Origin of the sequence: Staphylococcus sp. HMSC071G07, assembly GCF_001811435.1 — a bacterium.
Lineage (GTDB): Bacteria > Bacillota > Bacilli > Staphylococcales > Staphylococcaceae > Staphylococcus > Staphylococcus pettenkoferi.
In genome coordinates, this window is the sequence record NZ_KV804750.1 from 419,218 (window position 1) to 445,266 (window position 26,049).

Annotated in this window: 19 protein-coding genes; all 19 read right to left on the reverse strand. The window is 39.5% G+C overall.

Annotated features, from left to right (window positions below; translation table 11 throughout):
• Positions 1–343: 343 nt before the first annotated feature.
• The 19 genes from HMPREF2802_RS02020 to pyrH all read right to left on the reverse strand — a co-directional run bounded on the left by HMPREF2802_RS02020 (position 344) and on the right by pyrH (position 25,950).
• Positions 344–2,788 (reverse strand): DNA translocase FtsK, encoded by a 2,445-nt coding sequence (locus HMPREF2802_RS02020; RefSeq protein ID WP_070502596.1) that lies wholly within the window; start codon positions 2,786–2,788, stop codon positions 344–346.
• Positions 2,789–2,956: 168 nt separating this feature from the next.
• Positions 2,957–4,630, reverse strand: coding sequence for a ribonuclease J2 (gene rnjB / locus HMPREF2802_RS02025; RefSeq protein WP_002472451.1), 1,674 nt, complete (start codon positions 4,628–4,630; stop codon positions 2,957–2,959).
• A 388-nt stretch (positions 4,631–5,018) separates the two neighbouring features.
• On the reverse strand, positions 5,019–7,121 hold the full coding sequence (pnp, locus tag HMPREF2802_RS02030; RefSeq protein WP_070502597.1) for a polyribonucleotide nucleotidyltransferase: 2,103 nt from the start codon (positions 7,119–7,121) through the stop codon (positions 5,019–5,021).
• A gap of 256 nt (positions 7,122–7,377) precedes the next feature.
• On the reverse strand, positions 7,378–7,647 hold the full coding sequence (rpsO, locus tag HMPREF2802_RS02035) for a 30S ribosomal protein S15 (RefSeq protein WP_002472445.1): 270 nt from the start codon (positions 7,645–7,647) through the stop codon (positions 7,378–7,380).
• Between the two features lie 119 nt (positions 7,648–7,766).
• Positions 7,767–8,738: a bifunctional riboflavin kinase/FAD synthetase gene (locus tag HMPREF2802_RS02040; protein WP_049405464.1), complete on the reverse strand. Its 972-nt coding sequence runs from the start codon at positions 8,736–8,738 to the stop codon at positions 7,767–7,769.
• 12 nt (positions 8,739–8,750) lie between these two features.
• Complete coding sequence (gene truB / locus HMPREF2802_RS02045; protein ID WP_070502598.1) at positions 8,751–9,668, reverse strand: tRNA pseudouridine(55) synthase TruB; 918 nt, start codon at positions 9,666–9,668, stop codon at positions 8,751–8,753.
• An 82-nt stretch (positions 9,669–9,750) separates the two neighbouring features.
• Positions 9,751–10,095, reverse strand: coding sequence for a 30S ribosome-binding factor RbfA (gene rbfA / locus HMPREF2802_RS02050; RefSeq protein WP_002472432.1), 345 nt, complete (start codon positions 10,093–10,095; stop codon positions 9,751–9,753).
• 143 nt (positions 10,096–10,238) lie between these two features.
• Positions 10,239–12,509, reverse strand: a complete 2,271-nt coding sequence (infB, locus tag HMPREF2802_RS02055) for a translation initiation factor IF-2 (RefSeq protein WP_070502599.1) — start codon at positions 12,507–12,509, stop codon at positions 10,239–10,241.
• 16 nt (positions 12,510–12,525) lie between these two features.
• Complete coding sequence (locus HMPREF2802_RS02060) at positions 12,526–12,831, reverse strand: L7Ae/L30e/S12e/Gadd45 family ribosomal protein (RefSeq protein ID WP_002472420.1); 306 nt, start codon at positions 12,829–12,831, stop codon at positions 12,526–12,528.
• Positions 12,828–13,115 (reverse strand): RNase P modulator RnpM, encoded by a 288-nt coding sequence (gene rnpM, locus HMPREF2802_RS02065; RefSeq protein WP_049405469.1) that lies wholly within the window; start codon positions 13,113–13,115, stop codon positions 12,828–12,830. The genes HMPREF2802_RS02060 and rnpM overlap by 4 nt, the downstream gene beginning before the upstream one ends.
• 16 nt (positions 13,116–13,131) lie before the next feature.
• Entirely contained in the window at positions 13,132–14,412 is a 1,281-nt protein-coding gene (gene nusA / locus HMPREF2802_RS02070) for a transcription termination factor NusA (protein ID WP_070502600.1), read from the reverse strand.
• A 20-nt stretch (positions 14,413–14,432) separates the two neighbouring features.
• Positions 14,433–14,900, reverse strand: coding sequence for a ribosome maturation factor RimP (rimP, locus tag HMPREF2802_RS02075; protein WP_070502601.1), 468 nt, complete (start codon positions 14,898–14,900; stop codon positions 14,433–14,435).
• 144 nt (positions 14,901–15,044) lie between these two features.
• On the reverse strand, positions 15,045–19,361 hold the full coding sequence (locus HMPREF2802_RS02080; RefSeq protein WP_070502602.1) for a PolC-type DNA polymerase III: 4,317 nt from the start codon (positions 19,359–19,361) through the stop codon (positions 15,045–15,047).
• A 241-nt stretch (positions 19,362–19,602) separates the two neighbouring features.
• On the reverse strand, positions 19,603–21,306 hold the full coding sequence (locus tag HMPREF2802_RS02085) for a proline--tRNA ligase (protein ID WP_070502603.1): 1,704 nt from the start codon (positions 21,304–21,306) through the stop codon (positions 19,603–19,605).
• Between the two features lie 22 nt (positions 21,307–21,328).
• Positions 21,329–22,615: an RIP metalloprotease RseP gene (gene rseP / locus HMPREF2802_RS02090; RefSeq protein WP_002472396.1), complete on the reverse strand. Its 1,287-nt coding sequence runs from the start codon at positions 22,613–22,615 to the stop codon at positions 21,329–21,331.
• Positions 22,616–22,869: 254 nt separating this feature from the next.
• Positions 22,870–23,652 (reverse strand): phosphatidate cytidylyltransferase, encoded by a 783-nt coding sequence (locus HMPREF2802_RS02095; protein WP_070502604.1) that lies wholly within the window; start codon positions 23,650–23,652, stop codon positions 22,870–22,872.
• Positions 23,653–23,668: 16 nt separating this feature from the next.
• A complete protein-coding gene (locus HMPREF2802_RS02100) occupies positions 23,669–24,433 on the reverse strand; it encodes an isoprenyl transferase (RefSeq protein WP_049410648.1) in 765 nt (254 codons plus the stop codon).
• A gap of 223 nt (positions 24,434–24,656) precedes the next feature.
• Positions 24,657–25,211, reverse strand: coding sequence for a ribosome recycling factor (gene frr, locus HMPREF2802_RS02105; RefSeq protein ID WP_002472430.1), 555 nt, complete (start codon positions 25,209–25,211; stop codon positions 24,657–24,659).
• A 16-nt stretch (positions 25,212–25,227) separates the two neighbouring features.
• On the reverse strand, positions 25,228–25,950 hold the full coding sequence (pyrH, locus tag HMPREF2802_RS02110; RefSeq protein WP_002472442.1) for a UMP kinase: 723 nt from the start codon (positions 25,948–25,950) through the stop codon (positions 25,228–25,230).
• Positions 25,951–26,049 lie beyond the last annotated feature (99 nt).

Sequence of the window (26,049 nt, forward strand, 5' to 3'; positions counted from 1 at the left end):
TTCGCTCAATGTGTTTATTGTTATGATAAAAGTCACACTATCAAGCTATACCCATCTTAAAGTTATTTAAGACCTATAAGGATAAAATAAAGCTCATAAGCATAGCTGATGAACTATAAGTGAGCCTATGTATCAATTAGTATAATTATAAAGTTAGGACCTTCCCTTGGGAGAACCACCGTCATCAATCATTGACTGCGGCTCCCCCAGCAAGGAAGTCCGTATGTTATATGAGTAACGTTCTTAAGATTTAATAGAACCGTTATTTATAAACTTAAGTTATACACCTTTACGATATAAGTCTGTGTCTCTCATCTTTAACTCAGCCAGACTATAAGTCACCTTACTCCTCTGCATCAAAGTCGACCAGAATTTGACGTGGTTTACTCCCTTTTTGAGGTCCGATGACTTGGTTACGCTCTAAATCGTCCATGAGTCGTGACGCACGGTTATAACCGATACGGAACTGACGTTGTAATAAGGATGTACTCGCTTTTTGCTTTTCAATCACAAACTGATAGGCATCGTCATACAAGCTATCCTCACTCTTCATCTCTGACTTATCTACTGGTGCATCAGGTTCCATTTCTTTCACATAATTCGTTTTCTGTTGTTCAACGACGTAATTCACAACCTCTTGAACTTCGCCATCGCTTAAGAAAGCACCTTGAACACGAGTATTTGTAGAACCTCCACTCGTTTCATACAACATGTCCCCTTTACCGAGTAACTTCTCAGCTCCTGCACTGCCGAGTATTGTTCGAGAATCGGTTTGCGAACTTACGGCGAACGCAATACGTGATGGGATGTTGTTCTTAATCAAACCAGTAATAACGTCGACAGAAGGACGTTGCGTAGCCACAATTAAGTGTATTCCTGCAGCACGTGCCATTTGAGTAATACGTTGAATAGCGTTCTCAACTTCTTTACCTGCTACCATCATCAAGTCAGCTAACTCGTCGACGATCACGACGATGTACGGTAGCTCAGACTGTTTCTCATCCAACTCTTCATTCTGACGACGAATATATTGGTTATAGCCCTCTATATTACGTGTAGAACTGTGTTGGAAGAGATCGTAGCGACGTTCCATTTCAGCCACAATCTTGTCTAGTGCTTGAGACGCTTTATGTGGGTTCGTCACTACAGGGATGAGTAGGTGCGGAATACCGTTGTAAACGTTAAGTTCGACCATCTTAGGATCGATTAACATCAATTTCACTTCATGTGGTTTCGCATTAAGTAAAATACTCGTGATAATACCATTGATACAGACGGACTTACCGCTTCCTGTTGACCCTGCGACGAGCAAGTGCGGCATTTCGTTAAGTTGCACTGTAATAGGATCACCTGAGATATCGCGTCCTAATCCAACTTCTAATTTATTCTGAGCTGGGAATTTCTCTTCTAATACCTCTTTCAACGTGACGAGAGAAATCTTGTCGTTAGGTACTTCAATACCTACAGCTGAGCGTCCCGGTATAGGCGCTTCAATACGCACATCTTTCGCTGCTAATGCAAGCGCTATATCGTTGTGTAAGTTCACAATCTTGCTTACTTTAACCCCTTGTGCGGGTTGAATTTCATATTGTGTAACTGCAGGCCCAATCTTAATTTGCGTCACTTTCGCGTTCACACCAAAGTTTTTCATCGTATTTTCAAGCAAACGTCCTTTTTGTTGCACCTCTGATTTCGACGTTGTTTGTTGTTTTGGTGGTTGGTTAAGCAATGACAGTGGCGGAATCGTGTAGGCTTCATTCTCCACCTCGCCTGCTTCAGAAATTGAACTACTGTCTTGATCCGCTTCAGATTCTGTTGTCGTTGGTTGCTGAGCTGAATTTGAAGTAGCTGCCGTATCCTGGGAGTGAGTTTCTGGTACGCTATTTTCAGTAGCGTTCGTCACTTGCTCAGGCGCTTCGTTACGACGCTTGCGACGTGAACGTTTACCTTTAGTATCTTGTTCTTGCGCTTGTTCTCTATCGCTATGTCCGAAGATAGGTATCGCACTGTCGCTTGGCTCATTATCTCGCGGTACTTCAGGTAGATCAGACACATCTGTTACCTCTTCTTGTACTTGTTGTTCTTGTTCTAAGCGTGCTTGTTCTTGTTTTTCTGCTTTCAAACGTGCTTTCGCATCTTTTTTAACCTTACGTGCTTGTCGGCGATCTTTCATGTTCTCCGAAGCGGATTGACTCTTCGTCTTCATCCCTTCAAGTAAGGCCTTCGATACGTCACGATGACGTCTTTTACTCAACAAGATAATACTTGAAGCGAGCAATAGTAATGTAATGATGATAACCCCAAATATTGAAATGAGGGGAACGAATAACTTGAGGAGATAGAAACCGATTAAGCCCCCGCCAAAGTTAGGTAGGAACGTATGCTGATGGGCTTTGTAAATATATGATAGAACGGGTTCTCTCTCTGACGCGACTGAGTGGGTAAAATGATAAATCACTTGCGCAATAAATAATAGCGCAAACTGTAAGACCACAACGCCAATTGCAGGCCGTGTCTTCGGTATTGCTTTATAGAACGTCATCGCCGTCGTATAAAGGAGAATAAGTATGTATGTTAAATATCTACTCCATCCAAAAAAGTAATCAAAGAAGCTATCAATCATCTTACCGATAATTCCGAGTTGGAACACGCCTAATACTACTAAGATGAAGATTATGATAGCAATGACATAACGCAAAGGACTCTCAGCTTGTTTTTTCTTATTTGAACGTTTCTTACGTGTTGTGGTTGATTTCTTTTTCGTTGACTTCTTCTTACTCTGAGCCAAAATCTCACACCTTCTTTAATTCTCACTACTATCAACAATAGTAAAGAGTAAGATGAAAGAGGTAAAGACGATGATTACACTATAACCTGTGTCTTGATTCTCACTGCTAATAGGTATAGTGACTGATAATCATTACGTCTCAACCTCTTTGTTTATCTCTATTGTTTATTATATTTCAGAAATAACTGGGATGATCATTGGTCGGCGTTTCGTACTTTCAAATAATAATTTACTAATTTGATCGCGCATATTCTGCTTGATATCTGACCATTCAATACGTTTCTCTTGTAGACCTTGTTCTACAATTTCACGCACTTTTTCTTCTGCTTCTTGAAGCAATTCTTCGCTTTCTCTCACATAGACGAAACCACGTGATTGAATTTCAGGTCCCGCAGCAATACGTCTGTTGCGTGAATCCAACGTCACAACAGCGATAAAGATACCATCTTCAGCTAATAGATGTCTATCACGCAGAACGATATTGCCGACGTCACCAACGCCTAAACCATCGATCAGCACATTACCTGAGTTGACTTTTTCGTTGAGTATCATATCTTTACCGTCGTAATTGACGACGTCCCCTTTCTCAACTAGGAATATCTTCTCAGGGTCAACACCTGATTCATTCGCTAATTTCGCGTGTGCAATTTGCATTTTAAACTCGCCGTTAACCGGAATAAAGTATTCAGGTTTCATCATGTTAATCATCATTTTGAGCTCTTCCATGCAACCGTGACTAGAAGCGTGAATCTTCTTATTGTTAGGAATGATTTCTGCCCCTGCACGTGCAAGTTCGTTTAATGTGTTACCGACGATGACTTCCATGCTTGCTGACGCTGTGATCGCTAAGAAGACAGAATCGCCTTTCTCGATATTCATAATCTTGTGTTGTTGAAGTGCCATTTGATTTAAAGCTTCAACAGGTTCACCTTGCATGCCTGTCGCAATAATAATGACTTCGTTCTTAGGATAGTTCTCAACTTCTTTAATCGGAATGAGTAAATCGCGTGGAATATCGAAATAACCCATTTTACGTGCAATGTTGAATGACGTTTCAAGTGAACGACCTAAGAATGACACTTTACGATTTAAACGACTTGCGATGTTTAACACTTGTTGGATACGCACGAAGTTTGAGGCGTAGCAAGAGACAATAAGACGTCCTTTCACTTTCGTAAAAGCATCATACATATGGCTTTCAATCACGTTCTCAGGTGTATTATACCCAGGCTTCTCTGCCTCTACAGAATCACTGATGAGTGCAAAGACACCCTCTTCACCAATTTCTGTCATACGTTTAAGATCTGGTTCGTAATGACCATGTAAACTTTGGTCGAATTTAAATTCACCTGTGTAGACGATAGCTCCGTATGAAGTATGAATACATACGCCTAAGCTATCTGGAATACTATGTGTCGTGTTAAAGAACGTCACGTTGACGCTCTTGAAACGCATCACTGACTCGTCATTAACGACGTAATAGCGAATCTTCTTATTAATATTACGTGCTTTCACGCTTTCTTTCACTAACGCTAAAGTAAGACGTGAACCATAAACAGGCGCATCGACTTGCTCTAAGACGTAAGAAGCAGCGCCAATTGCGTGTTCATGTCCATGTGTGAGGAAGATTCCCTTTAAGCGGTGTTTATTCTCAATCACATATTGGATGTCGGGAATAACAACATCGACCCCAAGCATTTCGTCTTCAGGGAACATGAGGCCGGCATCCAACATAAACATTTCATCGTCTACTTCAACGATATACATATTCTTCGCAATTTCACCCACACCGCCGAGGGGAATGATGCGAATATTTTTATTCTTTTTCTTTATTAAACTCAAAATTGTACCTCCTATTTAGAATCCCCGACCATATAAACTCATATTATATTATAGGTTAAATTAATAATTATGTACACTATAAAAGCAACGGTGATAATGCTTACTCATGCGTTTCACTTTAATTTTAAATTAATCGTACATTGGAAAGAGATTTTAGCATAATTGGCTATCTGAGGCTTTTGCGTAATTTAATCATTTCTCTTAATTATTTCATGAGAGAAGTGCACCCCACCAAGCTAGAATTCTTTCTAACTTAGGAGGTGCACATCTACTGTACAGCATTATTTAAAGTTTATTGCGACTTAACGAATAGGCTTAACACTGGTAACGCACCTAGATTGTTTATCTCGTGCATTCAACAGAAATCACTTATCCATCGTAATCTCAACTATTTGTTATTTAATAGTACGCGGTGTGAAGCATTCACACGACCTTGTTTGTCAATTTCAGTTACTTTAACTTTGAACGTGTCACCGATGCTCAACACATCTTCGACTTTATTGATGCGCTCATTTGCAATTTGTGAAATATGAACTAACGCATCTTTACCAGGGAAGAGTTCAACGAAAGCACCATATTTCTCAATACGTTTAACTTTCGCGTCATAAATTTGACCCACTTCAGCTTCTCTAGTTAATTCTTCAATGATTTCACGTGCGCGTGTAATCGCGTTTTGGTCGATAGCACCGATGAAGGTCGTACCATCTTGTTCAATGTCCAATTTAACGCCTGTTTCATCGATAATTTCATTGATTTTCTTACCACCTGGTCCAATGACATCTCTGATTTTTTCAGGTTTAATCGTCATTGTTTCAACTTTCGGTGCATATGCACTAAGTTCTGGACGTGGCGCGTCAATCGTTTCAAGCATGTGATCAAGAATCGCTAAACGACCTTCGCGTGCTTGTTCTAACGCTTCTTGAATAATTTCTTTCGTTAAACCATCAATTTTTATATCCATCTGAATGGCTGTAATACCTTTAGATGTACCGGCTACTTTAAAGTCCATATCACCTAAGGCATCTTCCATACCTTGAATATCAGTTAAGATCGTATAGTCTTCGTCATTCGTTACGAGCCCCATCGCAATACCTGCCACAGGCGCTTTAATTGGTACCCCAGCGTCCATCAACGCGAGTGTAGAACCACAAATTGAAGCTTGTGAAGATGAACCATTAGACTCAAGCACTTCACTCACGATACGAACCGTGTAAGGGAAATCTTTCGTATCTGGAATAATATATCTTAGCGCACGTTCACCTAAAGCACCATGACCGATTTCACGACGTCCTGGAGAACGAACTGGACCTGTTTCACCTACTGAGAAGTTAGGGAAGTTGTAATGGTGCATGAAACGTTTCTCTTCTTCTTCACCTAAACCATCAATAAGTTGGAATTCACTTAAAGCACCAAGTGTAAGTACTGAAAGCGCTTGAGTTTGACCTCTCGTAAATAAACCTGAACCGTGCGCACGCGGTAAGATACCTGCTTCTGATTCAAGCGGACGAATTTCATCTGTTTGACGACCATCTGGACGAATCTTCTCTTCTGTAATTAAGCGACGAACTTCTGCTTTCACTAAATCGCCAAAGATACTTGAAACCTCATCGAGTAACGCTTCGTTTTCAGGATCTTCTTCATCTTCAAATTCAGCTAATACTTCTGCTTTTAACGCTTCGATATTTTCGTCGCGTTGTTTTTTATCAAATGTGAGAACCGCTTCTTTCAAGCCTTTAGAATGTGTAAGTTCTGTCACTTTAGTGATTAATGCTTCATCTTCTTCTGGCGGTACAAACTCTTGCTTTTCAGGTTGAAGATGTTCGATAATATCTTCTTGGAATTGAACGAGACGTTTGATTTCTTCGTGACCGAAGAAGATCGCTTCTAACATTTCTTCTTCAGTAATCTCGCTTGCCCCTGCTTCAACCATGTTCACAGCGTCTTTATGTCCAGCCACTTCTAAATCTAAGCGGGATTGTTCTTTCTGCTCAACAGTTGGGTTAATCACATATTCTCCATCTACATAACCTACATTTACCCCAGCGATAGGTCCTTGGAACGGAATATCTGATACGCTAAGTGCCATTGAAGAACCAATCATAGCTGCCATTTCAGGTGAACAATCTGGATCCGCACTTAATACTGTGTTCATGATTTGGACATCATGACGGTAGCCTTTCGGGAATAATGGACGAATCGGTCTGTCGATTAGACGTGCAGTTAGTGTTGCTTCGTCACTAGGACGTCCTTCACGTTTTTTGAAACCACCTGGAATTTTACCTGCTGCATACATTTTCTCTTCAAAGTTAACCATAAGTGGGAAAAAGTCAGTGTCACGTGGTTCTTTAGATGCGACAGCTGTTGAAAGTACGACTGTCTCACCATAGCGCACGAGCACCGCACCATTTGCTTGCTTAGCAAGTTGGCCCGTCTCTATCGTTAACGAACGGTTAGCCCATTCGGTCTTAAAAACTTTCTTCTCTTGAGACATGATGAATCTCCTCTCCAAAATCTATTAATACTATCATATCATTTCTATAACTATTTTTATATCGCAATTTAAGTTTAGTTCGTTTACTTGTTTAGTTCATGATTATGGCTAAGACGATGAAATATTAGGCCTTTTAAAAAATATTGCAGATATCGCAACTATTGAAAGACCTCTCATCGCATTTCTCATATCACATTGTCATTTACATAATAAGAAAGGGGGTGACTACTGTGTCTCACCCCCTAGCAGGCATCGATTAACGACGGATACCTAATGATTTAATTAAGTTACGGTAACGTTGGATGTCTTTTCTACGTAAGTAGTTTAATAAATGTCTACGACGACCTACCATTTTTAATAAACCACGACGTGAATGGTGGTCTTTGTGGTGTTCGCGTAAATGTTCGTTAAGTGCAGTGATTTCTGCAGTTAATACCGCTACTTGAACTTCTGGAGAACCAGTGTCTTTATCGTGTGTACGGTATTCTTGAATAATTTCGTTCTTGCGTTCTTGTGAAATTGCCATAATCAATTTCCTCCTATCAATATTATGTTATGCGCCTTAATCTGAGCAAGATGTCGGAGTATCAATCTGCCAAGAATAAGGTGCTTGATTCGCCTCTTAATTCACGATTAAAAGTCGACTTAAATATTATATGATACATCATCATTAAAATCAACCGACAGTAAATATTTCGCTTGTTCTGTGTCTTTGTTCATTTGTTCAACTAATGGATCGATACCATCAAATTTAATTTCAGGTCGTAAGAAATGATGCCAATACACTTCTACACGTTCGCCATAAATATTCTCATTAAAATCAAACAGGTTCACTTCGATGACCACTTGTGCTTGTGAGGGATCGTGGAAAGTTGGTTTCACGCCGACATTCGCTACACCGCGGTATAATTTATTGCTTGAACCTAAAAGCATGCTTACCGCATAGACACCTTTCTTAGGAAAAACATAGTCATCACTCGGTTGCACATTTGCAGTTGGGAATCCAATCGTACGACCACGTTTTTCACCTTGAACGACCGTCCCTTTGATGCGATAGCGGTAACCGAGTTGTTCATTTGCTTTTTGCAAATCGCCATCTTTCAAGGCTTGGCGAATCGCTGTTGTAGAAATTTTCTCTGAGTCCATTTCTTGTTTACCGACAATCGTTGTATTGAAATCTTCCATTTCTTGTAGAATCATCATGTTACCTTTGCCGTATTTACCGAAAGTGAAATCAAAGCCAGCAACAACTTCTTTCACATGATTTTTAATAATATAATCTTGAATGAAAGTTTCAGCGCTTACACTTGCAAATTTAGATGAAAAATTAATTACGATGCAGTAATCAATATCATAGCGTTGAAGTATATCAATTTTATCACTAATTGGAGTTAAATAGTCTGTGCGCTTACGCTCAGGATTAAGTACAACAGACGGATGAGGGTCGAAGGTCATGACTGCTTTCTTCAACTGTCCAGCACGCGCTCTCTCGTCTAGTGCTTGAAAGACTTGGTCATGGCCACGATGCATTCCATCGAAGAAACCGAATGCCATCGCTACGTCTTCTTGAATAAACTGATCTTCTCTAATCGGATGTGTTACTTCGATAACCTTCATAATGATACTCCTTTAATTAAATACTTTCTTCGGTTTAATTTCAGCCGGTAAATCAGGATGAGGCATATAAATCGCCAGTGCGCGGTCTGTGGAAGCATCCATCATCACTGCAAGACTCTCATTTGGAAAGTTCAACTGCTGCTTATTGAGCTTCTGTCCATTTAAGATGCGTTGTTTAAGCTGTTCATCTTGAATTTGAATTTGCGGCAAACCTTTCAATCCATATTCTATCGGATATAAGGAAGATTGTAATGAGTCTTGCTCAACTTGAGTTTGAATTTCATCAAAAGATAATGCTTCTTCCAACTTAAATCCACCACTCATTTCTCGCGTCAGTCGAGACATATGAGCAGGAAGTTGCATAGCTCGTCCTATATCTGTTGCTAACGTGCGTATGTATGTACCCTTACCACAAGTCACCGTGATATCAAATTCACAGACACCCTCATTAAAACGAAGATCTGATGTGCGTTCTATCCGGTCAATGCGCACTTGACGTGAAGGTCGTTCAACAGTCAAACCTTCTCGAGCGTATTCGTAAAGCTTACGTCCTTTGACTTTCACAGATGAATACATGGGCGGAATTTGAGTGATTAATCCTTGAAATTGTTGTAAGGTGGCGTCCACTTCATCAACTCTTAGACCGCCATTCTCAATATTTACGCGTTCAAGGACGTCGCCTGTTTGATCCTCAGTTGTCGTTGAATAGCCCAAGGTTACAGTAGCGACGTAAGTTTTACCCATTTCCATAATATAATCACTTACTTTCGTTGCACTACCTAAACAAATCGGCAACACACCATCAACTTCTGGGTCCAACGTACCTGTGTGACCAATTTTTTTCATCTTTAATATCTTTCTTAATTTAAAAACCACATCGTGACTTGTCAGTCCACGAGGTTTATTGACAGGTAAGATGCCTTGATACACTCTGCTCATCTCCTTCAACTCTTAGTTACATAAAAAACTGGAACAAGACTACGTCGTGCTCCTGTTCCAGCTTATTTGTACTTTACTCTTTATTGTGTAAATCTTGGATTAAGCGTTCAATCTTATTACCGTATTCGATTGATTCATCATACTCGAATTCAAGTTCAGGAATGGTACGTAAACGCATTCTTGAACCCAATTCAGATTTGATGAAGCCAGTCGCTTTCTCTAATCCTTTAAACGTATTCTCGACTTCTTTCTTACTTCCTAAGACCGTCAAGTATACTTTTGCTTGTGACAAATCGTTTGTCAGGTGAACATCTGTAATCGTTAGAAAACCAATACGAGGATCTTTCACTTTATTATTGACGATATCCATAATCTCTTGTTTCATTTGTTCGCCTACACGTTCTGCGCGTAAATTCATTCTTTATCACCTCGTTTGCATAACCAAATGATTGATTTAATCAAATTATAAGCGAATTGAATTTCTCTCGTCAAATACGAAACGGGAGAGGGACGAGCCTCTCAATCCACTCGTCAACCTACTCCCTAGTATTTTAATTGAACTTAGCGCTCAACTTCTACCATTTCGTATGCTTCGATAATGTCGCCTTCTTTAATATCGTTATAGTTTTTAATTGTGATACCACATTCGTAACCTTGAGCGACCTCTTTCGCATCATCTTTATAACGTTTCAACGTATCTAATTCACCTTCGAATTGAACGACATTGTCACGAATCACACGTACACCTGCATGACGTTTAATTACACCGTCAGTCACGTAACTACCTGCGATTGTTCCTACTTTAGAAACTTTGAATGTTTGACGAACTTCTGCTTGACCAATAACTTTTTCTTCATATTCAGGGTCAAGTAGACCTTTCATCGCTGATTCAATTTCTTCAATCACGTTATAGATGACACGGTGTAAACGCATATCTACATTCTCAGCTTCAGCAGCACGTTTCGCACCCGCATCTGGACGTACGTTAAAGCCGATGATGATACCATTTGAAGCATTTGCGAGTGTTACGTCTGATTCATTGATCGCACCTACAGCTGTGTGAATGATGCGGACGTTAACACCTTCAACATCAATCTTCATAAGTGAAGCAGCAAGGGCTTCAACTGAACCTTGAACGTCACCTTTAATAATTACGTTAAGATCTTTCATTTCGCCTTGTTTCATTTGTTCGAATAAGTTATCTAATGAGACATTCTTACTTTCTTGGCGATGTTGGATGACACTTTCTTCGCGACGAGCTTCACCGATACGACGTGCTTGTTTTTCATCCTTAAAGACTACGAAACGGTCGCCAGCTTGAGGTACATCGTTAATACCAGTGATTTCAACTGGTGTTGATGGACCTGCCTCTTTGATGCGTTGACCTAAGTCGTTGACCATTGCACGAATACGGCCGTACGTATTGCCGACAACAAGTGAATCTCCGACATGGAGTGTACCATTTTGTACTAAAAGTGAAGCAGAAGGACCACGTGATTTATCAAGTTCAGCTTCAATTACTGTACCTACAGCTTGTTTATCGGCATTCGCTTTCAACTCTGAAACTTCTGCGACAAGACCGATCATTTCAAGTAAGTCTTCGATACCGTCACCGCTAAGTGCTGAAAGTGGAACGAAGATCGTATCGCCACCCCAGTCTTCTGGGATAAGACCGTATTCAGTTAACTCTTGCATCACACGGTCTGGGTTAGCTGTCGGTTTATCAATCTTGTTTACTGCCACAATTGTTGGAACATCTGCTTCTTTCGCGTGATTGATCGCTTCGATGGTTTGTGGCATCACACCATCATCTGCTGCTACAACGAGAATAGTAATGTCTGTAACTTGAGCACCACGTGCACGCATTGTTGTAAATGCTGCGTGTCCAGGTGTATCTAAGAAAGTGATGTCTTTACCATTATTTTGAATTTGGTACGCACCAATGTGTTGTGTGATACCGCCTGCTTCACCTGCAGTTACTTTCGTATGACGGATAGAGTCAAGTAATGTTGTCTTACCATGGTCAACGTGACCCATGATTGTCACAACTGCTGGACGTTCTGAAGCATCTGGGTCTTCTGATTCATCATCGAAGTAGATAGATAAATCTTGTTCATCGATCACTTCTTCTTTTTCTACTTCTACTTCATAATCTTCAGCAATTAACTCTACTGTTTCGTCATCTAGCGCTTGGTTGATGTTCGCCATGATACCAAGTAAGAATAATTTTTTAACGATCTCTGATGACTCAACGTTAAGTTTAGATGCTAATTCGCCAACTGTAATGCCTTCTTCGTAAGTGATATGTGAAGGCTTTTCTTTTTTCGGTTGTTCTGGTTGTTTTTGAGATTTTTGTTGTTTATTTTTATTATTTTTGTTGTTCTTTTGGTTCTTGTTGTTTTTGTTATTTTTAAAGTTTTTATTATTGTTTTTATTGTTTTTGTTATTGCGGTCTTGTTGTTTGCCTTTATTGTTGTTGTGTTTACCTTGTTGTTGGTCTTGCTTACCTTTATTATTGTTACGGCGTTGTTGACCGTTATTGTTTTTAGATTTATCTTGGTTAGATTGTTTATTTTGACGTTGTTGACCTTTATTATTTTGATCTTTTGATTGTTTGTTGCCTTGATTATTCTTTTGGACGTGATTATTGTGAGCAGATTGTTTATTACCGGATTGTTGATTATACACTTTGTTCAACGCTTGGATTTGATCATCTTCAAGCGCTTGCATGTGGTTAGAAACCTCTACATTCATTTTCTTTAATTCGTCGATCACGTCTTTACTCTTAATATTTTGTTCTTTCGCATACTCGTAAATTCTTTTTTTACTCATATAATCACTCCTTACGTTATTCATCGATCATTGACAATAACTTTGACGCAAAGCCTTTATCAGTTATTCCCACATTTACTCTTTCTGCTTTTCCTAAAGCTTGACCTAGTTCAGCTCTAGTTCCAAATATACGTAATGGTATATGGTAACTGTCGCATTTATTTCGCATGAGCTTCGTTGTATTCGCTGAAGCATCTGTTGCGACGATGACGAGCTTGATCTTGTTCTTCTTTAAATCGTTTAATATGACTGACTCTCCAGTCTTGACCTGTCCTGCTCGCATAGCTAAACCGAGAAACTGTTGTATAGGTTCATTCATCATGTTGGTATATCTTCACGGTAAATGAGACGGATAATTTCTTTGTAGACAGGGTCGAGTGTTTCACTATCTGTTTTGAAAAAGCCTTCAAGCACACCTTGCTTCTGTGCGTCCTCTATTAGTTGCACATCTTTAGAAACATAAGCGCCACGCCCTTGCTTCTTACCTGTCGCATCCGCGAAGATTTCTCCTTCTTTATTTCTGACTACGCGAATCATGTCTTTCTTAGGTTTCATTTCGTTGGTTATCACACATTTACGCATTGGAATCTTTTTCTTCTTCGTCATTCACGCTCACTCCAATTTATTGTTCTGTGCTTGATGATTCTTCGTCATCTGTTTGAGTTGAGTCATGTTCAACCTCATCTTCTTCAGCCATTAACGCTTCACCTGTTGAATCTTCGTCAATAGCTTCGTCCTCTTCAACCGGACCTTCTTCAATCACTTCTTCAATAGGTGCATCTTCTTCAGTTAACGGTTCAGGATTTTCAAGTAAGACATCATCTGACTCTTCTACATCCTCTTCAGGTACAGGATATATACCTTCTTCACGCGCATCAGATTCAGATTTGATATCGATCTTCCAACCTGTCAATTTAGCTGCTAAACGTGCGTTCTGACCACGTTTACCAATCGCTAATGACAATTGGTAATCTGGCACGACCACGATTGTCGCTTGTTCTTCTTCATCTACAATCACTTCGAGTACTTGAGAAGGACTCAAAGCATTTTTCACAAAGACTTTAGGATCTTCATCCCATTGAACGATATCAATTTTCTCTCCGCCAAGTTCGTCGACTACCGCTTCTACACGAGCGCCTTTAGAACCTACGCAAGAACCAACTGCATCGATATCTGGATTGTCTGAATAAACGCTGATCTTAGAACGGTCACCCGCTTCACGCGCAACTGATTTCACAATAACTGTACCATCAAAGATTTCTGGTACTTCTTGTTCAAATAAGCGTTTAAGTAAACCGGGATGACTACGAGATACGTAGATTTGAGGTCCCTTCGTCGTCTGTTCTACTTTGTTGACATACACTTTAATACGTTCATTTGGAATATATTTTTCATTTGGACTGCGTTCTGCTTCAGATAATACTGCTTCAGTACGTCCGAGATTTACATAGACATAGCGATGATCGACACGGTCGATTAAACCTGTCATGATGTCATCTTCTTTGTCGATAAATTCATCGTAAAGAATTTCTCTTTCTGCATCGCGTAAACGTTGCATTACAGCTTGTTTCGCTGCTTGTGCACCAACACGCCCAAAGTCCTGTGGTGTCACATCTTCTTCGTAAATATCTCCGACTTCGTACGCAGGGTTCTTAACTAGCGCTGTGCTTAATTCTACTTCATCTCGATGATCATTGACTTCTTCAACGACATTCTTACGAGCAATGACTTTGAAAGTTCCTTCGTCCATATTTAATTCAACGCGTACGTTACGCGCACTATCGTAATTTTTCTTGTAAGCCGTAATTAATGCGGCTTCAATCGCATCGATTAAGACTTCTCTTGGAATCTTCTTTTCCTTCTCTAAATATTCTGTTGCTAATAGTAATTCGTTACTTGACACGACTGTCCCTCCTATTCTCGTTATAGCATTACTGCATGACGTGCTTTAGCAATCTTATCTCTTGGAATTTCAATAGATCTCTTTTTAGCTTTTTCCTTTACTTGCATAGTAATTGTATCTTTTTCTACTGCTTCTAGAATGCCCAACCATTCTTTCTCTCCTTCAACTGGAGCGTAGAGTGAGACGTAAATAGGTTGATTTACAGCATTCTGGAAATCTTGTTCTTTCTTAATCGGTCTTTCTGCACCAGGTGAAGACACATCTAAGTAATATGCTTGTGCAATTGGATCTTCTTCGTCCATCACTTCACTGATCTTCTCAGATGCTATAGTACAATCATTTAAATCGACGCCACCTGGTTTATCAATAGATACTCTTAGGAAATGATCCTTTCCTTCTTTAGTAAATTCAATATCTACTAATTCGAAATTGAGTTCTTCAAGGACTGGCTGAATTAGCGGTTCTACTTTCTCTGCTATCTTACTCATGCGAGCCTCCTTTTTGACAAATAGAAAAGAGCGGGGAGTGCCCACTCTTTGTTCCTGAGTCTAATCTTTTAAGCATCTTTATTATATCACAACCCTATGAGCCTTACAAATTTAGAACTATTCATAGGGTGATGCTTGAAACTTCTACATATCGAAAATAGAGAGTTGCGCTTTGTCTGGAAGTCCAGATAAAGAACCGAGTTCATCTAAATAGTCGATGACTTTTTGTGAAACGCCGGCTTTTTTATTCAACTCTTCTTTAGATAAAAATGGACCTTCGTCACGTGCTTCAACGATACGTCGTGCAACGTTCTCCCCTAGTCCAGGTACAGCGACAAATGGTGGAATAAGTGTATCGTCTTCGATGATAAATTCAAAAGCTTGACTCTTCTCTAAACTAATCGGTTGAATGCGATAACCACGCTGCGCCATTTCATTGACGATTTCAAGTACCGTGAGCGTATCTTTTTCCTTTTTACCTAAATCCATATAACGAGAATACATATCTTTCACTGTTGTACGAATACCATCTTTATCTTTAATCATCGTAAAGAGATCAAAGTCTGAGGCACGTACTGTGAAATAGCTCGCGTAATAGTATAGAGGATAATGCACTTTGAAATAAGCAATACGCACAGCCATCAAAACGTATGCTGCCGCATGGGCTTTAGGGAACATGTATTTAATCTTACGACAAGAGTCCATGTACCAATCTGGGATATCGTTCTCAACCATGGCGTCTACCATGTCGTCTGTTAAGCCACGACCTTTACGAACGAACTCCATCGTCTTAAAGGCAAGCGGTGGTTCCATGCCGTTGTACATCAAGTAAACCATGATATCGTCACGACAACAAATAACGCTAGATAAATCACATGTACCTGAGCGGATTAAATCTTGCGCGTTACCTAACCATACATCGGTACCGTGTGAAAGTCCCGAGATACGTACCAGCTCTGAGAATGAGTCAGGTTTCGTATCCTCTAACATTTGGCGAACGAAGCCTGTGCCAAATTCAGGCACGCCAAAGGTTCCTGTCTTACATAGAATATCTTCCTCTGTCACGCCGAGAGGTTCTGGTGAGCTGAAGATACCCATCGTCTCTTTATCATCCACTGGTACTTTCTTTGGATCAATACCGGACAAGTCTTGCAACATACGAATCATCGTAGGATCATCGTGTCCTAGAATATCGAGTTTCAAGACATTATCGTGAATAGAGTGGAAGTCGAAGTGCGTAGTCATCCAAGCGGCACTTTGATCATCTGCCGGGAACTGAACCGGTGTGAAATCGTAAATATCCATATCATCTGGCACAACGATAATACCACCTGGGTGTTGACCTGTTGTTCTCTTAACACCAGTACAACCTTTCACGAGACGATCGATTTCAGCGCCACGTTTATGGATACCCTGGTCATTCAAATAACCTTTGACGAAACCGAAAGCTGTTTTTTCAGCAACTGTACCTATCGTTCCTGCACGGAATACTTTATCTTCACCGAACAAGACTTTCGTATAGTTGTGAGCTTCGGGTTGATATTCCCCACTAAAGTTCAAGTCGATATCTGGAACCTTGTCCCCTTTGAAACCTAAGAACGTTTCGAATGGAATATCTTGTCCTTCTTTGATGAGGTCGCAACCGCACTTGTCACATTTTTTATCCGGTAAATCGAAACCAGAACCGACAGATCCGTCATCAAAGAATTCACTTTCACGACATTCTGGACAAATGTAGTGAGGTGGTAAAGGATTGACCTCAGTGATTTCAGTCATCGTCGCCACGAAACTTGAACCTACGGAACCACGAGAACCTACGAGATATCCGTCGTCCAACGATTTCTTCACGAGCCGTTGAGAAATGAGATAAATAACAGAGAAACCATTACCGATAATACTTTCAAGTTCTTTCTCTAAACGATCGATTACGATTTGTGGTAAATCTTCCCCATATAATTTACGAGCGTTAGAATAACTCAATTCTCGAATTTCTTCATTAGCGCCATCCATATTCGGTGTATAGAGTTTATCTTTAATAGGTACGACACGTTCAATACGATCAGCGAGCTCATTTGTGTTAGTTACAACAATCTCGTGTGCTTTCTCTTCACCTAAGAAGTGGAACTCATCGAGCATCTCATCTGTCGTTCTAAAGTGGGCTTCTGGTAATGTAGTTCGATTTAAAGGATTACCAGGTTGTGATGCGATAAGTATTTTACGCGCGACTGCATCGTGTTCAAATAAATAGTGTGCGTTACCCGTAGCAAGCACAGGAATTTGGTTCGCATCAGCAGCTTGAATCAAACGATCATAAATTTCATGCAAAGTTTCTGTATCACGTACAAGTTCGCGGTCGATTAAATCTTGATACAACGCAGGAGGTTGCACCTCAATGAAATCATAATACTTCGCAATACGTTCTACTTGAGATTGATCCTTCTGCATCACTGCTGTGAAGACTTCACCTTCATCACATGCACTTCCGACAAGTATACCTTCGCGATATTCGTTGAGAATAGAACGTGGTATACGTGGCGTACGGTAATAGTATTTAACGAGTGATTGACTCACGATCTTAAACAGGTTCTTCAAGCCTTCCTGGTTCTGAACGATGAGTGTCACGTGACTCGGACGTGCACGTTTATACGCTTCTTCATTAGAGAGCGATTGGTTAATGTCTTGATGGTTTTTCACATCTAATTCATCGAGCTGTTTGAGCATTTTAATAAAAATGTAAGCTGTAGCTTCGGTATCGTAAATCGCTCTGTGGTGTTGCGTAAGTTCAACGCCATATTTCTTAGCTAAGAAGTTCAAACCATGCTTACCATACTCTGTATTCACTGTACGCGAAAGTTCGAGGGTATCGATGACACCGTTTGTCGATTCACCTAGACCAGCACGCTCATAACCTGTATCGATAAAGCCCATATCGAACGAAGCATTATGAGCAACAAAGATCGCGTCGCCTACCCATTCCTTGAATTCAGTTAACACATCATCAATTTCAGGAGCATCAACGAGCATATCATCTGTGATGTGGGTCAAGTTCTTGATCGTATCTGACAATTTCTCATGCGGATTACTAAACCGTTCGAATTTGTCTATGATTTCACCGTCATGCACTTTAACCGCCGCAAGTTCGATAATCTTATCGTATTGGTTGGAGAGCCCTGTCGTCTCAACGTCAAAGACAACATATGTGGCTGATTTCAAATCACGATCTGTAGGTTTATATGCGATAGGCACGCCATCATCGACAAGCATGCCTTCCATGCCATAGATCATCTTGATATCATTCTTCTCTGCTGCATTATGCGCATCTGGGAAAGCTTGTACTACATTATGGTCAGTGACTGCGATCGCTTTGTGTCCCCATTTAGCTGCCTGTTCAACATATGCACCAATATGTGGAATACCGTCCATTTGACTCATTGAACTGTGTAGATGAAATTCAACACGTTTTTCTTCTGCCTTGTCTTGTTTCGGTGCTTTTTTAATTTCTTCGATATTGTTCATCATCATAACTAGATCGCGCACGAAGCTATCTTCTTCAATGCGACCTTGCGCACGAACCCATTTTCCTTCACTCAATGCTTTAAAATGAGCAAGGTCATCTTTATTCTTTCTCGTGAACATTTTGAGGACGAGTGAATCAGTGTAGTCAGTCACTTTTAATTCAACGATGTGTCGTCCACTCTTAAGTTCTTTCAAGTTAATGTCGAAAATGACACCTTCAATTGCGACTTTGAATTCTTCTTCAACAATTGATTCAATTGGACGTACGCTTTCAACTGGAATTGGCTTTCCAATTTGACATTTTTCAACAGTGCTTTCGTTATTATCTTGTTGTTTCGCTTTTTCAGCTTTCATTTTCTCTAATTTTTCAGTCGCTTCTCGAGCACTTTTCTCGTCTTCTTCTTGAATGTAAGCTTCGAGTGACGCTAAGTTATTATCGTTATCGGTTTCATCTGTTTCAAAGACCACACGTGAAATATCGAAACCACATTTTTGGAACGCACGTACGAGACTACCATTGCAGGATTTATCAAAGTGATTACGTTCAATATCGTTGTTACAAACAACTTTAATCGTATCTCCAGCCATGATAAGTTTTTTCTGTTTCAATTGACGTTTTACTTGTGGAGAAAGTCCTGTTTCGTCAATACATGTTGGAAAGTATTTTAAGACATGTTCATCTTGTCCCGTAGTATCATGAATCGTAAATTTCCAATTCACATCAGCAATAGTTTTAAACTCTTCTTTCAAAGCATTAGTAAATAAGAGATAATCCTCATTGGAGAGAAAGCGAGGTAAAGCGATTTGAAACTCCCACGTCCGTGCTTTAGTTGATACATCGACACGTGTCAGTTCGCTTTGTTCAATAATATCTTGATCAAGTTGATTTGCGATTTTAAGTTGGTCAGCCAAAATTTTAAATTTTTCTTGATTAGTCACAGGCATGACAAAACCACCTTCTGTAAAAATAAAAGGGCCATCTATAAGTATGAGGCAGCAAAATGATATTTGCTTAATACGTTCTTAGCACGAGTTACTTCCACCTATTTTAAACCTTTTAAGGAAAAATCTCGAGAGTCCCACCAAGATTTTTCAAGATTACATTTTTAACACTATATAAGTGCTATCGAGATAGAAGAGAGTGAGTGAACTCAATTGTTTATTCGTCACCCACTCTAAAGTTTCATTAATTTATTTGTTCATATAAGTCATTAATGTATTGCAGTAAATCGTCACTGTGAACTTCTTCGCTTTCGCCATTGTCACGACGCTTCACTTCGACGATACTTTCGCTCGCACGTTTACCAACAACAATACGGATTGGAAGACCAATAAGATCTGCATCGTTAAATTTAACGCCAGCACGTTCTTTACGATCATCATATAATACATCATATTGTTCTTGAAGTTGTTTATAGAGTTGTTCTGAAAGTTCGCGTTGGTCGTCTTTCTTAGGGTTAATGGCTATCAAGTGTAAATCATATGGTGTAACTGATTTCGGCCAAATGATACCTTGTTCGTCATTGTGGTGTTCAATAATTGCACTTAATGTACGAGATACGCCGATACCGTAGCAACCCATAAGTAAGGATTGTGCTTTACCTTGGTCGTTAAGTACAGTAGCATTCATCGCTTCAGAATATTTGCGTCCTAGTTTGAAGACTTGTCCTACTTCAATTCCTTCTGCAAAATGCGCTTCACCAGATCCATCTGCAAGTGGTTCTCCTTCAAGGATGAAGCGGAAATCGTCGTAAGCTTCCACTTTAAAATCGCGATCTGCATTCGCATTTAAATAGTGATAGCCATCTTCATTGGCACCTACAACTATATTCGTAAGATCTTGAACAGATTGATCCGCATAAACTTTAATGTCTTTATCTGTAACAGGTCCTAATGAGCCTGGATGCGCACCTAATAAATTGAAGATGTCATCTTGTGAAGCGAGTTCTATGTTATCTGTTTCGAAATAGGCTTTTAACTTCACATCATTCACTTCATGGTGACCACGGATAAGTAACAAGATAAACTCACCATCCACATTGAAGACCATGGACTTCGTAATTTCATCTAATGGTTTATCAAGGTAATCAGCAAGCTCTTGAGCTGTTTGAACATTAGGTGTCTCTACTTTTTCTAAGTCTAGTGGTGCTTCATCTTTTTTATTTGGCGTATAAACGACTTCTGCTTTTTCAATATTTGCTGCATAATCACTTTCTTTACTATAAACGATAGTATCTTCGCCAATTTCGCTTAACGCCATAAATTCATGTGTATGATTACCACCAATTGCGCCAGAGTCGGCAAGTACAGGTCGCGCATTTAATCCTACGCGTTTAAAGATGCGATCATAAGCATTATACATTTGTTGATATGTTTCATCTAATGATGCTTCATCAATATGGAAAGAATAGGCATCTTTCATGATGAATTCTCTACCGCGAAGCAATCCGAAACGTGGACGCTTCTCATCACGGAATTTAGATTGAATTTGGAACAATGTTAAAGGAAGTTGCTTGTAAGATTTCAATTCGTCACGAACAAGTGAAGTCACAACCTCTTCATGTGTTGGACCTAACGCAAACTCACGACCATTACGGTCTTTCAAGCGCATGAGTTCTGGACCATACGCTGACCAACGCCCAGATTCTTCCCAGAGTTCTGATTGTTGTAATGCTGGCATGAGAATTTCAACCGCATCTACGCGTTCCATTTCTTCACGAATAATCGCTTCTATATTATTTAATACTCTTGTTGCAAGAGGCAAATAACTATAAATGCCGCTCGTACTTTGTTTGATTAATCCTGCTTTAAGCAAGAGTCGATGGCTCAAAGCTTCAGCACTCGCTGGCACTTCTTTCATTGTTGGGATAAAGACTTTTGACTGTTTCATATTACAATAGTTCCTCCTCTAACTATAAGAAATAACGTTGAATATCATTCCAAGTAACTAAGATCATGATAATTAAGACGAATACTGCGCCAATCGCTAACATCACAGTTTCTGCTTTTTTGTTTAACGGTTTTCTGAAAATCGCTTCATAAATTACGAATAAAATACGTCCACCATCTAAAGCTGGAATAGGTAATAAGTTCATTAAACCTAAGTTCACACTTAAAAGTGCAGTTAAGTTAATAACATTTATAACTCCTGTTTTCACTACCGAATCGACATGATGATAAATACCTACAGGACCATTAAGCATATCGAAAGAGAAATGACCCGTAAAAATACTAGCGATTAAACTAACTATTGCTGTGAAAATATATTTTCCTGCTACAATCGTACGTTCAAATCCATCCAGAATTGGTTTGAATGCAGTGTGTTCAGTTTCAGCTTGAATACCAAGTCGATAATGTGTTTCTTTTTTAACTTTCGTTATTTGTTCAGTATATTTTTTCGGTGTTATTTTAAACGTTTTTTCATGTCCGTCACGTTTCACAGTGACTTGAGTTGGATTATCTTTAATCTTATCTGTAGCTTGACTCAAATCGTTTTTACTAGAAACCTTGTAATCACCGACTTTGACAATCTTATCTCCTGAATGTAATCCTGCTTTCTCAGCTGGACTACCTTTTGCAACATCTCCAATACCGTTTGTCGGCGTACCTTGATAGTACGCTAAACCGATAAATAACACGAGTGTGAGTAAGAAGTTGAACAATGGACCGGCAATCAACGCTAAGAATTTTTGATATGGTTTCTTGTATGTAAATTGACGGTGCTTAGGTGCAATTTGAACTAAGCTTCCATTTTCAACGAAGAATGCTTTGTCAGCAATATTGAAATGATGACGTTCTTCATCGTAGGCTGTGATACCTTCAATAAATAAGCCTTCCTTAAAGTCACATTTCTTTACTTCAATCGCTTCAATTTGTTGGAATTTATGATGATCGTCTAGAATAATATGCGTAATTTCATCATTTTTATTTAATTTAATCTTCACATGCATACCTGGTTGAACAGGCGGTTCTTCTAAACCATCCCCTGCCATTCTTACATATCCGCCTACAGGTAAGAGACGAATCGTATATAATGTTTCATTTTTACGGAAACTAAGAATCTTGGGTCCCATACCGATTGCAAATTCTGGACACATAATGCCTGCGCGTTTAGCGAAGAACATGTGGCCATATTCGTGTACGGTAACGAGGACGCCAAAGACGATAATAAAAGCAATGATTGTTACGAGATAACTCAAATCCATACACCTCATAATATATTTTATGCTATGTGAGAACGCGTGCTCACTTCATCCTCTCACATAGTCGACCATTGTGAAATTACTTGAGACTCTTTAAATTATAAAAGTATTCACAGTAACTGTCTACTCGCAAATCATGAGACCTTTTAAAAATAAAAATCGAATGGGAGTAAGACGGAAATCTTTAAATTATTTCAACGTCTCACCCCCACTAAGCTGGTCTCATAACATGATTAGTTAACTTCTCTCAATTAAACTTGTATCAATAAAATATTTAACAGTGGCAAGACAAACATGAAACTGTCAAAGCGATCAAGTATGCCCCCATGCCCCGGTAAGATGCGGCCTGAATCTTTCACACCAAAGTGTCGTTTGAAGCCTGATTCGACTAAGTCGCCGAGTTGACCAAACATACTCAAGATTACTGTGAAAATTAACAGCAACCAAATCGGGATGTTGAAGCCAACGAAGATGATCATGACGAGCGGTACGATTAAACTACAGATTAACCCGCCAATAAAGCCTTCAATCGTCTTATTCGGACTAATGACTGGCCACAATTTATGCTTACCTATCATTCTACCAAAGAGATAAGCGCCTGTATCAGTCAACCACACGACAAGGAAAGCAAACAATATGTAACGTAACCCTTCAGCACGTGTTGTGTAGAGATACATAAAGCCGATACCTACATAAGCAATAGACATCAGACAGAATGCTGCGTCCATAAAGCTAAAGCGGTTCTTAGATAGCACTGTATAGCTTAATAGCACAAAGCTGAGTGCGATCAAAGCTTTCAATTGCACTTGATCTACCCAATGCCCCGCGTTCTGTGGCAGCATGATGATTACTAAACCTAATGCACTGATGATGCCAGGTATAGAGAGAAAGCGAATCATATTCATATTTAAGATTTCCTTTAGTGCGATAAAAGCAAGTAAATATGAAAAAAGCATTAAGATTATTCCGCCCTTAAGTAAGATCGGGAGGAAGATGATCAACGCGATAATTGCAGTTAATGTTCTTACTTTCATATTGGACTCCTAACTATCACAAACCACCAAACCGACGTTGGCGATTTTGATAAATTTTTAGACATTTAAGTAATTCTTCACTATCGAAGTCAGGCCATAGCTTTTCATTAAAAATAAATTCGCTATAAGACAGTTGCCAAATCAAGAAGTTGCTAATACGTTGCTCTCCAGAAGTTCGAATGAGTAACTCCGGATCTGGATAGGGTTGTGTCATAAAGTGAGAAGATAATACATCTTCATCAACGTCATCTATTGACAGTTCATTTGCTTCTAGACGACGATACAGAGATTTCACACCATCAACAATTTCTGCTCGGCCACCATAGTTCATTGCAAAGATGAGTTTCAGACCCGTATTATGTTTCGTCTCCTCTTTAGCTTTGTTGATAGCTTTCACTGTCGATTGTGGTAAATCGTCAATAAAGCCTATGGTTTCAACTTTTACATTCTTCTCTATCAACTCTGGTAAAAATGTCTTGAGGAAGTTGACGGGCAAACTCATAATATACTTCACTTCATTCTCTGGACGCGTCCAATTCTCTGTTGAAAATGCATAAAGTGTTAAGTATTCAATCCCTAAATTGCTTGCTTCCTTTGTAATCTTCTTCACAGTTTGCATGCCTTGGTAATGCCCTTTAATTCGTGGGAGCTTACGTTGCTTCGCCCAGCGCCCATTACCATCCATAATGATAGCGACATGCTTCGGTATGTTATGTAAATCTAATTCCTGTTGATCTAAATTAGATTGCGATTGTTTTTTATTTCTAGACTTTTTAAACATCGTATTTCCTCCGAGCACTCTCATCTCTGTTTAGCATAATGATTTGTGTCTACATTTAACTCTCATTTTATCATACTAACTGTTGTGATTGAATATACAAAGAAAAAAACTGTACCAAAGTATGATTTGATACAGTTCGTTAGTCTGTCATGTGTCATCACTCTACATCATTCGTTAGCGAAAGCATTCTAAATGGGTGAGCGACTTAAAGGACAGAAGTATATTATACAGACATAATGTCTTCTTCTTTATCGTCTACAAGTTGGTCAATTTCTTTAATTGAGTCATCTGTAGCTTTTTGAACATTATCTGTTTGAGTTTTTAAGTCGTCTTCAGTTAATTCGCCATCTTTTTCTTGTTTTTTCAATGTGTCATTGACATCGCGACGAATGTTACGTACTGAAACTTTTGCATTTTCACCGATCTTCTTAACTTCTTTGAAAAGTTCTTTACGGCGTTCTTCTGTTAAAGCAGGAACTGTGATTCGAATCACTTCGCCGTCACTTGTAGGGTTAACACCTAAGTTAGCAGCGTTGATTGCTTTCTCGATATCTTCTACAGAACCTTTGTCATAAGGTGAGATGACTAATAGTCTTGCTTCAGGAACGTTGATACTTGCAAGTTGTTGAATAGGTGTTGGCGCACCGTAATAATCTACAGTTACACCGTTGAGCAAGTTAGAGTTTGCTCGACCTGCACTAATGTTTGCTAATTCTCTTGAAAGGCTATCGATTGATTTCTTCATTCTCGCCTTCGTATCTTTAATTATGTCACTCATGAATATACACCTCGAATTATTTAGTAATTAATGTTCCGATTTCTTCGCCTAATACAGCACGTTTAATGTTGCCTTCTTCCATTATAGAGAATACATTTAATGGAATATTGTTGTCCATACAGAAGGATGATGCTGTAGAGTCCATAACTTGTAAACCTTCTTGCAACATTTGAATATGAGTTAAGTGATCATATTTCTTCGCATTTGGATCTTGTTTAGGATCTGCTGAGTAAACACCGTCGACGTTATTTTTACCCATAAGGATAACGTCAGCTTCTACTTCAGCTGCTCTCAATGCAGCCGTTGTATCTGTAGAGAAGTAAGGGTTACCAATACCTGCCGCAAAGATAACAACACGTTTCTTCTCTAAATGTCTAATCGCTCTACGACGGATGTATGGTTCAGCGACCTGTTTCATTTCAATAGAAGTTAAGACTCTCGTATCGCAGTCTAATTGTTCAAGACTATCTTGTAAAGCTAAGGCATTCATCACTGTAGCTAACATACCCATGTAATCAGCTGTACCGCGATCCATACCTAAATCGCTTCCTGTCTTACCGCGCCAAATATTTCCACCACCGACGATTACGGCGATTTCACAATCCATCTTCGCAACTTCAGCTACTTGTTGAGCTACGCTTTTGATGATGATTGGATTGATTCCGAATCCGTCATCTCCAGCTAATGCTTCACCACTTAATTTAAGAACAACACGTTTGTATTTAGATGTTTGAGCCATTATATTATCCTCTCATCTCAATTTTATGTACTTTTTAGGTTGGAGGCAAGCGCTCGCACTCTGCGTCGTATCATGTTGCCGCTTGCTCATTTACATGGA

Excerpts from the sequence above, each read along its gene's own strand:
- pnp (WP_070502597.1), bottom strand. The coding sequence starts at position 7,121 with ATGTCTCAAGAGAAGAAAGTTTTTAAGACCGAATGGGCTAACCGTTCG.
- rpsO (WP_002472445.1), bottom strand. The coding sequence starts at position 7,647 with ATGGCAATTTCACAAGAACGCAAGAACGAAATTATTCAAGAATACCGT.
- HMPREF2802_RS02040 (WP_049405464.1), bottom strand. The coding sequence starts at position 8,738 with ATGAAGGTTATCGAAGTAACACATCCGATTAGAGAAGATCAGTTTATT.
- rbfA (WP_002472432.1), bottom strand. The coding sequence starts at position 10,095 with ATGAATTTACGCGCAGAACGTGTAGGCGAACAAATGAAACAAGAGATT.
- infB (WP_070502599.1), bottom strand. The coding sequence starts at position 12,509 with ATGAGTAAAAAAAGAATTTACGAGTATGCGAAAGAACAAAATATTAAG.
- HMPREF2802_RS02060 (WP_002472420.1), bottom strand. The coding sequence starts at position 12,831 with ATGATGAATGAACCTATACAACAGTTTCTCGGTTTAGCTATGCGAGCA.
- rnpM (WP_049405469.1), bottom strand. The coding sequence starts at position 13,115 with ATGACGAAGAAGAAAAAGATTCCAATGCGTAAATGTGTGATAACCAAC.
- rimP (WP_070502601.1), bottom strand. The coding sequence starts at position 14,900 with ATGAGTAAGATAGCAGAGAAAGTAGAACCGCTAATTCAGCCAGTCCTT.
- HMPREF2802_RS02080 (WP_070502602.1), bottom strand. The coding sequence starts at position 19,361 with ATGCCTGTGACTAATCAAGAAAAATTTAAAATTTTGGCTGACCAACTT.
- HMPREF2802_RS02085 (WP_070502603.1), bottom strand. The coding sequence starts at position 21,306 with ATGAAACAGTCAAAAGTCTTTATCCCAACAATGAAAGAAGTGCCAGCG.
- HMPREF2802_RS02095 (WP_070502604.1), bottom strand. The coding sequence starts at position 23,652 with ATGAAAGTAAGAACATTAACTGCAATTATCGCGTTGATCATCTTCCTC.
- HMPREF2802_RS02100 (WP_049410648.1), bottom strand. The coding sequence starts at position 24,433 with ATGTTTAAAAAGTCTAGAAATAAAAAACAATCGCAATCTAATTTAGAT.
- frr (WP_002472430.1), bottom strand. The coding sequence starts at position 25,211 with ATGAGTGACATAATTAAAGATACGAAGGCGAGAATGAAGAAATCAATC.
- pyrH (WP_002472442.1), bottom strand. The coding sequence starts at position 25,950 with ATGGCTCAAACATCTAAATACAAACGTGTTGTTCTTAAATTAAGTGGT.